At 65.0% G+C, this 14,557-nt stretch carries 9 protein-coding genes and 1 pseudogene; 5 read left to right on the top strand and 5 right to left on the bottom strand.

The genetic code is table 11. The features are described from left to right. Window positions 1–201: 201 nt before the first annotated feature. Window positions 202–1,137: a glycerophosphodiester phosphodiesterase gene (locus tag IVA75_RS31665; protein ID WP_247288016.1), complete on the top strand. Its 936-nt coding sequence runs from the start codon at window positions 202–204 to the stop codon at window positions 1,135–1,137. Between the two features lie 9 nt (window positions 1,138–1,146). Here the strand turns inward: IVA75_RS31665 and IVA75_RS31670 are convergent, their stop codons facing one another. After that, the gene (locus IVA75_RS31670) at window positions 1,147–3,426 is read right to left on the bottom strand and encodes a fused MFS/spermidine synthase (RefSeq protein WP_247288015.1); all 2,280 of its coding nucleotides are present in this window, start codon (window positions 3,424–3,426) and stop codon (window positions 1,147–1,149) included. A 175-nt stretch (window positions 3,427–3,601) separates the two neighbouring features. On the opposite strand from IVA75_RS31670, the gene IVA75_RS31675 reads away from it, so the two are divergent. Continuing rightward, window positions 3,602–5,212, top strand: coding sequence for an NAD(P)/FAD-dependent oxidoreductase (locus tag IVA75_RS31675; RefSeq protein ID WP_247288014.1), 1,611 nt, complete (start codon window positions 3,602–3,604; stop codon window positions 5,210–5,212). 278 nt (window positions 5,213–5,490) lie between these two features. On the opposite strand, the gene IVA75_RS31680 is transcribed toward IVA75_RS31675, so the two are convergent. Continuing rightward, window positions 5,491–5,655: a Flp family type IVb pilin gene (locus IVA75_RS31680; protein WP_018454254.1), complete on the bottom strand. Its 165-nt coding sequence runs from the start codon at window positions 5,653–5,655 to the stop codon at window positions 5,491–5,493. Window positions 5,656–5,809: 154 nt separating this feature from the next. Between IVA75_RS31680 and IVA75_RS31685 the strand changes: the two genes are divergently transcribed. Continuing rightward, a complete protein-coding gene (locus IVA75_RS31685) occupies window positions 5,810–6,697 on the top strand; it encodes a 50S ribosomal protein L11 methyltransferase (protein ID WP_027570715.1) in 888 nt (295 codons plus the stop codon). 24 nt (window positions 6,698–6,721) lie between these two features. Here the strand turns inward: IVA75_RS31685 and IVA75_RS31690 are convergent, their stop codons facing one another. Then, on the bottom strand, window positions 6,722–6,901 hold the full coding sequence (locus IVA75_RS31690; RefSeq protein ID WP_027570714.1) for a hypothetical protein: 180 nt from the start codon (window positions 6,899–6,901) through the stop codon (window positions 6,722–6,724). 188 nt (window positions 6,902–7,089) lie between these two features. Here IVA75_RS31690 and IVA75_RS31695 point away from each other — a divergent pair, with 188 nt between their 5' ends. Continuing rightward, the gene (locus IVA75_RS31695) at window positions 7,090–8,919 is read left to right on the top strand and encodes an aminopeptidase P family protein (protein ID WP_247288013.1); all 1,830 of its coding nucleotides are present in this window, start codon (window positions 7,090–7,092) and stop codon (window positions 8,917–8,919) included. A 312-nt stretch (window positions 8,920–9,231) separates the two neighbouring features. Continuing rightward, window positions 9,232–10,506 (top strand): annotated as a pseudogene (locus IVA75_RS31700) (multidrug effflux MFS transporter). Window positions 10,507–10,618: 112 nt separating this feature from the next. Here IVA75_RS31700 and ligA read toward each other — a convergent pair. Together ligA and recN are read right to left on the bottom strand one after the other, a co-directional pair. Beyond that, window positions 10,619–12,772 (bottom strand): NAD-dependent DNA ligase LigA, encoded by a 2,154-nt coding sequence (gene ligA, locus IVA75_RS31705; protein ID WP_247288012.1) that lies wholly within the window; start codon window positions 12,770–12,772, stop codon window positions 10,619–10,621. 107 nt (window positions 12,773–12,879) lie between these two features. Next, complete coding sequence (recN, locus tag IVA75_RS31710) at window positions 12,880–14,553, bottom strand: DNA repair protein RecN (RefSeq protein WP_247288011.1); 1,674 nt, start codon at window positions 14,551–14,553, stop codon at window positions 12,880–12,882. Window positions 14,554–14,557: the final 4 nt, after the last annotated feature.

The raw sequence follows: 14,557 nt of genomic DNA on the forward strand, positions 1-14,557 counted from the left end.
GACTATGAGTACATACCCCCGCGCTGGCCGCAACCCAAGCCACCGCCCAAGGTTTCAACAGCCACGAAAACCTATACAATCGTCCGGACGCGCCAAAACGCGTTGAAATATCGCCCCTTTCCCCTTGCCCCACGAGCCGCCATGCCGTCACGTGCTGCGACGATCTTGACCGTACTGACACTTCTCATTGCGGGACCGGCCATGGCATTTGATTCGGCTTTCGACCTTGAGGCCCATCGCGGCGGACGGGCGCTGCTGCCGGAAAACACGCTTCCGGCCTTCGCCAATGCGTTGTCGATGGGCGTGGACACGCTGGAGCTCGACGTCGGCACCACCGCCGATGGCGAAGTGGTTGTGTCGCATGAGCGCGGGCTCAACCCTGATATCACGCGGGATGCGAGCGGCGCCTATGTCGCGGCCCCCGGCACGCCGTTCGTGAAACTGCGGCTCGCCGATATCAGGACCTATGACGTCGGCGAGATCCGGCCAGACAGCCCTTACGCGAAGCAATTCCCCGACCAGCGCGCCATGCCCGGGACCCGCATTCCGACCTTGAGCGAGCTGTTCGCGCTGGTGCGCAAATCCGGCAATACGCGCGTGCGCTTCAACATCGAGACCAAGATCGATCCGAACCATCCGGACGAGACGCTCGATCCGCAAGCTTTCGTCACCAGGCTGCTCGCCCTGATCGAAGCCGAAAAGTTCTCCGACCGCGTCATGATCCAGTCGTTCGACTGGCGGACTCTGTTGCTCGTCCAGCAGCGGGCACCGAAGATGCCGACGGTGTACCTGACGCTCCAGCGCGGCTCGAGCCAGACGGTGGCGCTGGACAAGGCGACCAATTGGACAGCAGGATTCAGCCCGGCCGATCATGGCGGGTCGCTGCCCCGGACCATCAAGGCTGCGGGCGGCACGGTCTGGTCGCCCTATTTCGGCGATGTGACCGCGGCGCTGATCGTCGAGGCCCATGCGCTCGGGCTGCGTGTCGTGGTCTGGACGGTCAACAAGCCCGAGGACATGGCGCGCATGATCGAGATCGGCGTCGACGGGATCATCTCCGACAGGCCCGATTTGTTGCGACAGGTCGCGGGCGAGAAAGCAATTGCGTTGCCCGCGGCGACGCCGGTGGAGCCGTAGAAGCGGGCCTTACTCCCCGTCCCGCAAGCGCCGGTACAGCGCGCCCAAAATGTTGGAGTAATCGTCGGTCCAGACCCGCACCCTGTCGTCGGCTTCGGTCTGCTCCCATGATTTCGACGATGCGAGCCTGCCGACGTCGGCATCCTCGCGGGCGGAGATGACGACGTCGGTCGAGAAGATGTAGTCGCCATCGCGCCCCGAATCCTCGTTGTAGACCCAGCTCTTGAGATCGTTGGCATCGGCGATGCCGACCACGACGGTCTCGAGATCGAGGTGGCGGTTTGAGACGTGCATCACCACGGCACCGTGCGGAGCGAGCTTGTCCTTGTAGATCTTCATCGCTTCTTCGGTCGCAAGATGGATCGGGATCGCATCGGACGAATAGGCGTCCACGATGATGAGATCATAGCCGCCGTCCGGCTCCTTCGCGAAGGTAAGGCGGGCATCGCCGATCACCGGCTTCAGGCCCGGCATGCAGCTCGAAATGTAGCGGAAATTCTTCGGATCGCTTGCCGCGTCGACCATGGACTGATCGATCTCGAAGAAGGTCCAGCTCTCGCCGGGCTCGGCGGCGCAGGCGAGCGTGCCCGATCCGACGCCGATCGCCGCGACCTTCAGCGGCGCGCCCTTGCGCTCGCGCATCGCGCTGACGGCCTGACCGATGCCGCCATCCTTGTGATAGTAGGTAATCGGCTCGGGCCGGCCGGTGACCGGCGTGCCGTCATTGTTGAGGAAACGCTCGGCGCCGTGGATCGTGGTGCCGTGCATCAGCACGTGGAAATAGCCGCCGGGCGTCACCACGATCTTGTGCACGCCGAAGAAGCTGCGCACCGTGGTGACGCGGCCTTCGTCCGCCGGATAAACCCGGATCAACGCCAGCGCCAGCGCGACGGTGGCGAATATCTTCCAGCGGCCGGCGTTGACCGCCAGCGCCAGCAGCGCGGCGAGCACGCCGACGCCGCTGGCCAGCCAGACGCGGTGATCCTCGAACCAGCTCGACAGGACGCCCGTCGTGGCAAAGGGCGCAACGAGCACGACGACCAGCGCGGCAAGCGCCAGCCAATACCATTTGACGATGCCCGGCAACCGCTCGTTCGCCGGCGGCCGGCAGAGCGCGGCAAGCGCAACCAGGATCGGATATTCCGCGATCCAGGAGAATGTGAACGGCGCGACGAGCCCTGCGAACAGGCCGCCGACCATGCCGCCGAACGACAGCGCGACATAGAATCCGGTGAGATATTTCGCGGCCGGCCGGGTCCGCGCCAATTCGCCGTGGCAGGCCATGGCGATGACGAAGAAGCACAATTGATGGCCGCCGAGCGTCAGCAGCAGGTTCTGTTCGCCGCCGAAGGCCAGCAGGAAGACGACGCCCGCGATCGCGACCGGTTGCAGCATCAGCATCCATTTGTGCGGCAGCAGCGGCCGCGACTGGAACACCACCACCCAGGTCAGGAGATACAGCGACAGCGGCAGCACCCACAGCAGCGGCGCGGCCGCGACGTCGGTCGAGATGTGCGCGGTGACGGCGATGAGCAGGCCGGACGGCACCCCGGCGAGGAATATCCAGCGCAGCCGCGTCATGAAACCGGGCGCCGGCGCATTCAAATCCTCGGTTCGTGCATCGACCATGGCAAGCTTCGGCGAGCGCAACAGCAGCACGCCGCATGCTGCGATCAGGAGGATCAGAATGCCGTAACCGCCGGTCCAGAGCCGGTTCTGAGTGTGCAGCGTGAACATCGGCTCCAGCAGGAACGGATAGGACAGCAGGGCGAGGAAGCTGCCGATGTTGGAGGACGCATAGAGGAAATAGGGATCATGTCCGGCAGGATGCCCGGTGCGGACGAACCAGGCCTGCAGCAACGGATTGTTGGCGGCAAGCGCGAAGAACGGCAGCCCGATCGAGATCACGAACAGGCCGAGCAGCCAGATCGCGTAGCCCGAAGCGGGCGGATCGCCATAGGCGGAGGCGATGCCGAGCGGCAGCGTGGCGAAGGCCGCGATCAGCAGCAGGAGATGCACCAGCACGGGAACGATGCGGTTCCTCACCTGCATCAACAAATGCGCATAGGCGTAGCCCGCCAGCAGCAGCGACTGGAAGAACACCATCGCCACCGACCACACCGCCGGCGAGCCGCCGAGCCGCGGCAGGACCATCTTGGTGAACAGCGGCTGCACCGAGAACAGCAACAGCGCGCTGACGAAGATCGCGGCGGTGTAGACCGTCAGCAGCAGCCGGTTGCGTGACGAGGACGGCTGCTCCGTGGCGGCGGGTTGCACGATCGAATCCATGGAAGCTCCAGCATATCCCGGCGGGCGCCGGGCGCGCGCAATGGAGCACAAGGCGCCTGAACGAGCAATAAAGGCTCTCGTGATGTTGCAGCGGGGAATGCTTCATATACAGATGTCATTCCGAACCGGGGCGCTCAGACCGTCCCGGAATGACCGTGGAACAGCTTGCACCTTCATGATCGAAACCGACGTCATCATCATCGGCGCTGGCCATAACGGCCTCACCTGCGCGGCCTATCTCGCGATGGCCGGCTTGCGCGTGCGCGTGGTCGAGCGCCGCAAGGTGGTCGGCGGGGCCGCGGTCACGGAGGAGTTTCATCCGGGCTTCCGCAATTCGGTCGCGGCCTACACCGTGAGCCTGCTTAATCCGCAAGTGGTCCGCGACTTGAAGCTGGCCGAACAGGGCCTGCGCATCGTTGAACGACGCGCGCAGAATTTTCTGCCTGCTCCCGACGGCAGCTATCTCCTCATTGGCGAGGGGCGGACGCAGGCATCCGTCGCACGGCTGAGCGCGCGCGACGCAAACGCGCTCGACGGGTTTTCGCGCGAGCTGGAAGATATCGCCGACGTGCTCCGGCAATTCGTGCTGCGCGCGCCGCCAAACCTGCTCGATGGCTTCGGCACGGCCTCGATCCGCGAGGCCGTGAACGCATTCCAGAGTGCCAACATCCTGCGCGGGTTGTCTCTGGAGCAGAGCCGCAGCCTGCTCGATCTCTTCACCCGCTCGGCCGGCGAGATGCTGGATGAACGTTTCGAGCATGATCTGGTCAAGGCGCTGTTCGGCTTCGATGCCATCGTCGGCAATTATGCCAGCCCCTACGCCGCGGGCTCGGCCTATGTGATGCTGCATCACGCCTTCGGCGAGGTGAACGGCAAGAAGGGCGTCTGGGGTCACGCCATCGGCGGCATGGGCGCGATCACGCAAGCCATGGCGCGCGCCGCACGCGACCGCGGCGTCGTGATCGACACCGATGCAGGCGTGCGCGAGGTCATCGTCGAGCGCGACCGCGCGGTCGGCGTGGCGCTGGAGAACGGCACGACCGTCCGCGCGAAATATGTCGCGGCCAACGTCAATCCGAAGCTGCTCTATACGCGGCTGGTCGCCGCCGATGCGCTTCCCCAAACTTTCCTCGATCGCATCCGGCACTGGAAGAACGGCTCCGGCACCTTCCGCATGAACGTGGCGCTGGACCGCCTGCCCTCCTTCACGGCGCTGCCGGGCGACGGCGATCATCTCACCTCGGGCATCATCCTGGCGCCTGATCTCGGCTACATGGACCGCGCCTTTCTCGATGCCCGGGCGCACGGCTGGAGCCGAGAGCCGGTCGTGGAAATGCTGATCCCCTCGACGCTCGACGACACGCTCGCGCCCGCAGGACAGCATGTCGCGAGCCTGTTCTGCCAGCACGTGGCGCCGGAGCTTCCCGATGGAAAGTCGTGGGACGACCATCGTGAAGAAGTTGCCGACCTCATGATCGCGACGGTGGACAAATACGCGCCGGGTTTTGCGACAAGCGTGCTCGGCCGCCAGATCCTGTCACCGCTCGACCTCGAACGGCAGTTCGGCCTGCTCGGCGGCGACATCTTCCACGGCGCGCTGACGCTGAACCAGCTGTTCTCGGCCCGGCCGATGCTGGGCCATGCCGATTATCGCGGACCCGTGAGGGGCCTCTATCATTGCGGCTCCGGCGCCCATCCCGGCGGCGGCGTCACCGGCGCCCCCGGCCACAACGCCGCGCAGGCGATTTTGAGGGATCACCGGTCGTTGTTCGGAAGCCGTGGATAAGCCTGTGGATGGGCTGTGGACAGACTGTTGGCAAAGCTGTGAAGGCGCGGTGGGTTACGCTCCTCCAAAGCCAGTACAAGTCGGTGGAAAATCCGGGGATGAACGGCGGGATAATCCGTGGACAAAGCCCGGAAAAACCAGCGGGTAAGCCAGTGGGCATTCTGTGCAAGCCAATTCCCAAACACGACTGCGCCCGCCAGGGGGCAATTCCCCCGACGGGCGCGGCTCGAAAGCAGTCGGATAGAGAATTGGCCCCGCCGTGAAATGGGAGGCGGAAATTACTTCAAGGAGCTGCTAATCGAAGTGAACTTGTCGTTCATGGTGGTGCCCAGGCCGTTCACCACGGTAATGATCGCCAGCGCGATGCCGGCTGCGATCAGGCCGTACTCGATTGCGGTTGCACCTGAATCGTCGGTCCAGAACTTCAAAATCATGCGCTTCAAGTCTCGCCTCCTATTCCATTTCAAGCTGTGTGGGTTGCCCAACACCCGCAAATCTACGTGGTACAACCTGCGGTCGGGTTAACCTCGTGAATGCAAGTTATTGGAAAAAATTGGAACAAAAGTTCCAAAAATTGAACCGGACGGAACCCTGAGAATGCAGCCCTCCCCCACCCATCGCGCCAGTTTTTCGATCGGCAGCGAGATCGCCGCCAGGCGCATTGTCGACGTCCTCACCGAAATGTTCTTCGAGGACGATGCGGCGGTCGCCGCCTTCGAGCAGCCGAACGGACAGTGGGACGTCGCGCTGCATTTCGCGAACGCGCCGGACCGGGCCTGGCTGCGCGAACTCGTTGCAACCTCAGCAGGAAATGAGATCGCGGACACGCTGGCCTTCGACACCGTCGAAGCCAGGGACTGGGTCAAGTCGAGCCTGGAAGATCTCGTCCCGGTGCCGGCCGGGCGCTTCGTCGTCCACGGCAGCCATGACCGCGACCGCGTGGCGCCAAACAAGCTCGCCATCGAGATCGAGGCGGCTCTCGCCTTCGGCACCGGCCATCACGGCACCACACGCGGCTGTTTACTCCTGCTTGACCATGTCCTGAAAAGCACCCGGCCCGGCCGCGTGCTCGACCTCGGCACCGGGACCGGCGTGCTGGGGATAGCGGCGGCGAAGGCGCTGCATCGCGCGGTGCTGGCCTCCGACATCGACCCGGCCTCGGTCAAGGTGGCAGCCGAGAACGCCTTGTTGAACGAAGTCGGTCACCATGTGCGAGTGATCCGCGCCACCGGATTCGCTGCGGCCGATTTTGGCAGATGCGGCCCGTTCGACCTGGTGCTGGCCAACATCCTGGCCAATCCGTTACGGCAATTGGCGGGCCCGTTGACGCGGCACCTCGCGACCGGAGGGCGCGTCATCCTCTCGGGCCTGTTGACGCCCCAAGTCCCCGCCGTGATCGCCGCCTACCGCGCGCGCGGCCTAGTGCCTCTGAAGCACTTGCGGATCGAGGGGTGGAGCAGCCTGTTGCTGCGGAAGATGTGGTGAGTACGGGTGCTGCTGTAGATGCCGCTACTTTGCCGCCTTCTCGTCCGGGCGCATCGCGCGCTCGGCCCGCGAGGCGCGCCTCGCGCGGCGTTCGGCGAAACGGTCGATCATCTGGTTGATGAGGCCGCGCGGTTTCTTCGGTGTTGCCGCAGCCGGGGCGCGGCGCACCGGCGGCGTAATCTTCTCAAACGTGAACGCTGGCATCGAGTGTCCCCTCGTCATTGAGATGAACAACTTGCTCGAATTTCCCTGTTATCCAGACGAAGCGCAACTGCCGCATCCTGTACTCCACTCAATTCGAATGGAACTTGTTCAAGCACAGTCCATGCCAGATACGACCTCAAATGCGTCTACATTGCGGACTGATCCGCATGATCCTAAAGTGATCCACCATGTTCGAAGCGCACTTCCAGACATTCGAGGAGCCCGAGGCGGGCGTCGCATTGACGGCCCGGTTGGCCGCGCTCCGTGAAGAACTCGCCCGCCGCAAGCTGACCGGTTTCGTGATTCCACGCGCCGACCAGCAGCAGAATGAGTATGTGCCGCCGTCGGAAGAGCGTCTGGCCTGGCTGACCGGTTTTACCGGCTCGGCGGGACTGGCGGTGGTGCTGACGCACGAGGCCGCGGTGTTCGTCGATGGCCGCTACACGATCCAGGCGGCCAAGCAGGTCGATTCAAGGGCTTGGGCCGTGGAATCTCTGATCGATCCCCCGCCGGAAAGCTGGATGTCGGCACACCTGAAGGCCGGCGACCGCCTAGGATTTGATCCGTGGCTGCACACTTTTGCGGCAGCCGAGCGTTTGTCCGCCGCCTGCACCAAGGCCGGTGCCGAGTTGGTCGCCGTCGACAGCAATCCGGTCGATGCGATCTGGCAGGACCGCCCACAGCCGCCGATTGCGCCGGTCACGGTGCACGGGATGCAACATGCCGGCGTGACTGAAGCCGAGAAGCTGACACAGATCAGGAGCGAGATCGGCAAGCTCGGCGTCGATGCGTTGGTGCTGTCCGACAGCCATGCCGTGGCCTGGACCTTCAACATCCGCGGCGCCGACGTCGCGCATACGCCGCTGCCACTGTCCTATGCGCTGGTGCCGAAGGACGGCCGTCCCACAATCTTCATCGATCACCGCAAGCTCTCCAATCTGACCCGCGACCATCTCGAGCAGTCCGCCGACGTGCGCGAGCCCGATGCGATGGCGCCGACGCTGATGGCGCTCGCCAAGAGCGGTGGATCGATCGCGCTCGACAATGCGACCGCGGCCGATGCCCTCAGCCGGCTGATCACGGGTGCCGGTGGCAAGCCGGTGCGCGGCAGCGATCCGATCGCGCTGCTCAAGGCGGTCAAGAACACGACCGAGATCAAGGGCACGCAAACCGCGCACCGGCGCGACGCCGTGGCGTTGGCGCGCTTCCTCGCCTTCATCGACCGCGAGGCGGCAAGCGGCAAGCTCACCGAGATCGACGCGGTCGAGGCGCTGGAGACGTTCCGCCGCGATACCGGCGCGCTCAAGGATGTGTCGTTCCCGACCATATCGGGCACCGGCCCGAATGGCGCCATCGTGCACTACCGCGTCACCCGCAAGAGCAACCGCCGGATCGTGCCCGGCGATCTGCTGCTGATCGATTCAGGTGCACAATACGAAGACGGCACCACCGACGTCACCCGCACCATGGCCGTGGGCGAGCCGACCGATGAGATGCGCGACCGCTTCACGCGCGTGCTGCGCGGCCACATCGCAATCGCCCGCGCGATCTTTCCCGACGGCGCGACCGGCGCGCAACTCGACACACTGGCACGGCAATATCTCTGGGCCGCCGGCGTCGATTTCGAGCATGGCACCGGCCACGGCGTCGGCAGCTATCTCTCGGTGCACGAAGGACCGGCACGGATATCGAAGCTCGGCACCACGCCGCTGAAGCGAGGCATGATCCTGTCCAACGAGCCCGGCTACTACAAGACCGAGGGTTTCGGCATCCGCATCGAGAACTTGGAACTGGTGGTCGCTGCCGACATCAAGGGCGCGGAAAAATCGATGAACGCCTTCGAGACGCTGACCCTGGCACCGATCGACCGCCGGCTGATCGATGTCGGCATGCTCAGCAAAGACGAACTCGACTGGCTCAACGCCTACCACGCGCGCGTCAGGGCCGAGGTGCGGCCGGCCCTGGACGAGACGACGAAGGCCTGGCTTGACCAGGCCACGGCGGAGTTGAAGGCGTAAGCGCGTCGTCGCATGGCACTACGTGTTTTGTGCAAGGCTGTCTCTCCACCACAGCTGTCATGCTCCGCGAAGGCGGGGCATCCAGTACGCCGCGGCCTCTCGATTCAATCACTGCTGCCTCTGGAATACTGGATTCCCCGCCTCCGCGGGGAATGACACCTATCACGCGGCATGAGCAACGCGCCCAATTCATCATCATCGCGCCGCCATTATCACCGTCCCGGAATCCGTATAGCCGCATTCCGAAACGCCGATATCCGTCTTGCGCGAGAGCGCTACAGTCAGATTCGAATTTCTATGAGACGGTCAGGCATGCACGGCATGATAAGCAAGCCGCCGGAAACGGCGAAAAACATCGCGACCTCGCGCGTGGTGTTGCTGCTGCTCGTCGTCATGACCGGCATCGCGCCGATCTCGCTTTACATGCTGGTTCCGGCGCTACCGGTGCTGGCGACGACCTTTGGCAGCGACATCTCGGTCGCGCAGATGACGGTGTCGCTGTACATGGTCGGCATCGCGCTATCGCAACTCATCATGGGCCCGCTGTCGGACCGTTTCGGGCGGCGCCCGGTGCTGCTTGGAGGTCTGGCGCTGATGGTCGTCGCCAGCGTCGCCTGTATCTTCGCGGAAACCCTGCCGCAGCTGATCGCCGCGCGCTTCTTCCAGGCGCTGGGCGGCGCCGCCGGCATGGTGGTGAGCCGCGCCATCATCCGCGACATCTAGCAGCGCGATCGCGTCGCCTCGATGATCAGCCTCGTGGTCGCGGCGCTGATGATCGGGCAGATGGTCTCCCCGCTCACCGGCGGCCTGATCGAGACAGCATTCGGCTGGCGCGCGATCTTCTACGCCATCACCGTCGCCGCGATCATCGTCGCCGTCGGCATCGCGTTCGCGCTGCCCGAGACGCGCCGAGACCGCGCCGCCGGCAGCGGCTTTCGCGGCGATGTCGGGATCCTGATCCGCAACCGCGCCTTCGTCGGCTACGTGATGTGCCAGGTGCTGGCCTCGCAGATCATCTTCACGTTCGCCGGCGGCGGCCCCTATATCGTGGTGACGCAGATGGGCAGGACCAGCGCCGAATACGGCGCGTGGTTCGCGACGACGGGTTTTGCCTATCTCGTCGGCAATCTGCTCTGCGTGCGCTTTGCGCCCAGGCACTCCCTGGAGAAGTTGATCTGGTTCGGCCTCGCGCTCCAGCTTTGCGGCAGCCTGTTGAACCTGCTGTGGAGTTTCACCGGCTGGAACGAGACACCCGCCTGGCTGTTCGGCACGCAGATGATCGTGATGGTCGGCAATGCCTTCGTGATGGCGAACTCGGCCGCCGGCGCCATCAGCGTCCGTCCCGAGGCCGCCGGCACCGCATCAGGTGCGATGGGCTTTCTCCAGCAGGGCATCGGCGCGCTGATGTCGCAATTCGGCGCCTATCTCGGCGGCCATTCCGCGACCACGCTGCCGCTCACCGCCGCAGTGCTGGCGATCTCCCTGCTGTGCGCCTGCACGATGATCTTCGTCGTCCCCCGCCGCGAGGTCATGGTGAGCGAGACGCTGATCGAGCAGGCGGAAGAGGAAGAGAGCGGGATGATGTGAGGGATGGCACGCCGCGTCCTCCGTCATTGCGAGCGAAGCGAAGCAATCCAGACTGCGACCCGCGGAAAGATTCTGGATTGCTTCGCTTCGCTCGCAATGACGAAAGAAGCCCTCACTCCCCGATCAGCGTCAGCCACTCGTCCTCGGTCAGCACCTTGACGCCATGCTTGTTGGCTTCCGCGAGCTTCGAACCCGCGCCGGGGCCGGCGACGACGAGATCGGTTTTCTTGGACACCGAGCCGGACACTTTTGCGCCTAGCCGCTCAGCGGTGGCCTTGGCCTCGTCGCGCGTCATCTTCTCCAGCGAGCCCGTGAACACCACGGTCTTGCCGGCGACGGCGGAGTTGCTCTTCGGCTTCTCGGCGTCGATGATCTCGACCTCCTTCGTCAGCCGCTCGACGATGCCGCGATTGTGGCTCTCGCCGAAATAATCGGCGATGCTCTTGATCACGGTCTCGCCGATCTGGTCGAGCGCATCCATCTCGGCCATTGCCTCCTCGTCGCCCTTGGCAACCTTGAGGCTGGCGTCGTGGAAGGCGTCCCAGGAGCCGTAGCCGCGTGCCAGCGCCAGCGCCGTGGTCTCGCCGACATGGCGCATGCCGAGCGCGTAGATGAAGCGCTCCAGTGCAATCTTGCGACGGCTCTCGATCGCGCCGAACAAATTGCGCACCGAGGTTGCGCCGTAACCCTCGATGTCCTCCAATTTGAGTTTTGCGTTGCGCTTTTCCAGCGTGAAGATGTCGGCTGGCTCCTTCACAAAACCCTCGTCGAAGAAGTACTGGAGCTGCTTCTCGCCAAGGCCGTCGATGTCGAAGGCGCGCCGCGACACGAACAGCTTCAAATGCTCGATCTTCTGGTAGGGGCAGGCGAACTCGCCGGTGCAGCGAGCGCGTGAGCCCTCTTCGCCCGCCGCCGTCTCCTCGCGCGTGACATCAGTATGCAACGGGCACGGGCACTTCTTCGGAAACTGGAATTCCCTGGCAGCCTTCGGCCGCTTGTCGAGGACGACGTCGACCACCTGCGGGATGACGTCGCCGGCACGCTGGATCACGACGGTGTCGCCGATCCTGATGTCGCGGCCCTCGCGCAGCACCTCGCCCTTGTTGCCGATACCCTTGATGTAATCCTCGTTGTGCAGCGTGACGTTCTGCACGATCACGCCGCCGACGCCGACCGGTTCGAGCTTGCCCACCGGCGTGAACGAGCCGGTGCGGCCGACCTGGATCTCGATGTCGCGCAACACCGTCGTGGCGCGCTCGGCGGGGAATTTATGGGCGATGCCCCAGCGCGGCGTGCGCGAGACGAAGCCGAGCCGTTCCTGCCAGTCGATGCGGTCGACCTTGTAGACGACGCCGTCGATGTCGTAGTCGAGTTTTGCGCGCTGTTCCTCGATCGCACGATGAAACGCCAGCAGTTCCTCGACGGAGTGACAGAGCTTGGTCAGCGGGTTGGTCTTGAAGCCGCAGCGCTCGAACCAGCCGATCATGCCGCTCTGCGTGCCCTCCGGCATCGCGCTCATCTCGCCCCAGGCATAGGCGAAGAAGCCGAGGGGACGCGAGGCGGTGATGGTCGGGTCCTTCTGCCGGAGCGAACCCGCGGCCGAGTTGCGCGGATTGGCGAAGATGGTGCTGCCTTCCGCCTTCTGCCGCTCGTTGAGCGCGAGGAAGGCCTTCTTGGTCATGTAGACCTCGCCGCGCACCTCGCAGATGTCGGGGACATTGCGGCCCTTCAGCTTTTGCGGCACGTCTTCGAGGGTGCGGATGTTTGCGGTGACGTCCTCGCCGACCGCGCCGTCACCGCGCGTCGCGGCGGTGGCGAGCTCACCACCCTCATAGCGCAGCGACATCGAGAGGCCGTCGATCTTCGGCTCGGCCGAGAAATCGATTCTGTCGTCGTCGAGCTTCAGGAACCGCACGATGCGGCCGACGAAGTCGCGCAGATCCTCTTCCGCAAAGGCGTTATCGAGCGACAGCATGGGGACGGCATGCCGCACCTTCTTGAAGCGGCCCGACGGTGCAGCGCCGACTTTCTGCGACGGCGAGTCCGCGCTGACGAATTCCGGAAAGCGCTTCTCGATCGCGTTGAAGCGCTGGCGCAGCGCGTCATACTCGGCATCGGTGACGGTGGGCGCGTCGTCCTGGTAGTAGCGCTCGTTGTGCCCCTCGATCTCGAGCGCGAGCCGCATGTGCTCGACCTTGGCCTGCGCCTTGGTGAGGTCGGCGACGTCGCGAAGCGGTGCTGGTTTCGATTTTGCTGCTCTGGCCATGGTGCTTGGATACGATGGAGCGGGCGGGAGGGTAAAGGCGGTTACAGTTTCGTACCCCGGACATAACGTTTAGGGCCCCGGCGCTTGCGCGCGTCCGGGACACGAAATCAAGCCGTCGCCGCCTTGAGCAGACGGTCCGCGGCAGCCCTCGCCTCGGCGGTGATCTCGGCGCCGGCGAGCATCCGCGCGATCTCCTCGCGGCGGTGGTCGGCGGCGAGTGCATTGACGCGGGTGGCGACGCGCTTGCCCTTGTCCAGCGCGTCCTTGGAGATCAGCAAATGCTGGTCGGCACGGGCGGCGACCTGCGGGGCGTGGGTTACGGCCATCACCTGAACCTTGCCGGCGAGCCGCGCCAGCCGTCCGCCGATCGCGTCCGCGACCGCGCCGCCGACGCCGGTGTCGATCTCGTCGAACACCAAGGTCGGCGCCGAGCCGCGGTCGGACAGCACCACCTTCAGCGCCAGCAGGAAACGCGACAGCTCGCCGCCGGAGGCGACCTTCATCATCGGCCCCGGCTTGGTGCCCGGGTTGGTCTGCACCCAGAACTCGACGCGGTCGAACCCTTGCGGGCCTGGAGCGGCCTCGTCGGTCTGGACCTGGGTCATGAACTTGGCGCGTTCGAGCTTGAGCGGCGCGAGCTCGGCATTGACGGCCTTGTTGAGCTTCTCCGCCGATTTCTGCCGCGCCATCGACAGCTTCTTGGCGGCCGCCGCATAGCGCGCATCGGCCTCGATCGCAGCCTGCTCCAGCTTCTTCAGCCGGGAGGCGCCGGCATCGATCAGGACGACGTCGGCGGCGTATTTTGCAGCAAGCGCGGCGAGCCCGTCGACCGGCGTCGAATATTTGCGCGACGCGGCGCGCAACGCGAACAAGCGCTCCTCGATGCGTTCGAGCTCCGAGGGATCAAAATCGGTTGCCGCAAGCGCCGCCTGGAGATGCTGGTCGGCCTCCTCCAGCGCGTTGATCGCGATGTCGATCGCCCTCACCGCGGGTTCGACCAGCGCCGGCGAGTTGACGCCGCGACGCTCCAGCCGGCGCACGGCCGCCGACAGCGAGGCGACCGGCGAATGGTGGCCACCGACCGCCTCCTGCGCCTCGCGCAGGTCGGAGGCGATCTTCTCGCCCTGCATCATGGTCGTGCGCCTCGAAGCCAGCGAGGTCTCCTCGCCGTCCTTGGGCGCGAGCTGCTTCAATTCGTCGGAGGCGTGGCGGAGGTAATCGGCTTCGCGCGCAGCGCGCTCCATGCCGGCGCGATGCTCCTCCAGCGCAGTGTTGGCGGTGCGGCGGGCGTCCCAGAGCGCTTCGACCGCCGAAACGTCCTTTTCGAGACCGGCGAAGGCGTCGAGCAGGCGGCGGTGGGTGGCGGCATCGACCAGCGCGCGCTCGTCGTGCTGGCCGTGGATCTCGACCAGGGCAGCCCCGACCGCCTTCAGCGTCTGCACGCTGATCGCCTGGTCGTTGATGAAGGCGCGGGTGCGGCCGTCGGCGAGCTGGACCCGGCGGAGAATCATCTCGCCGGTATCCTCCAGCCCGTTCTCCGCGAGGATTTTGGCCGCGGGATGGTTTTTTGGGATATCGAATACGGCAGTGACCTGCCCCTGCTCCGCCCCATGGCGCACGAGGCCGGCATCGCCGCGGCCGCCGAGCGCCAACGCAAAGGCATCGAGCAGGATGGATTTGCCCGCACCGGTCTCGCCGGTCAAAACCGCGAGGCCCGGTGCGAATTCGATATCGAGCCGTTCGATCAGGACGATGTCACGGATCGACAGACGCGCCAGCATGGAA

It is taken from the genome of Bradyrhizobium sp. 134, assembly GCF_023074155.1.
Lineage (GTDB): Bacteria > Pseudomonadota > Alphaproteobacteria > Rhizobiales > Xanthobacteraceae > Bradyrhizobium.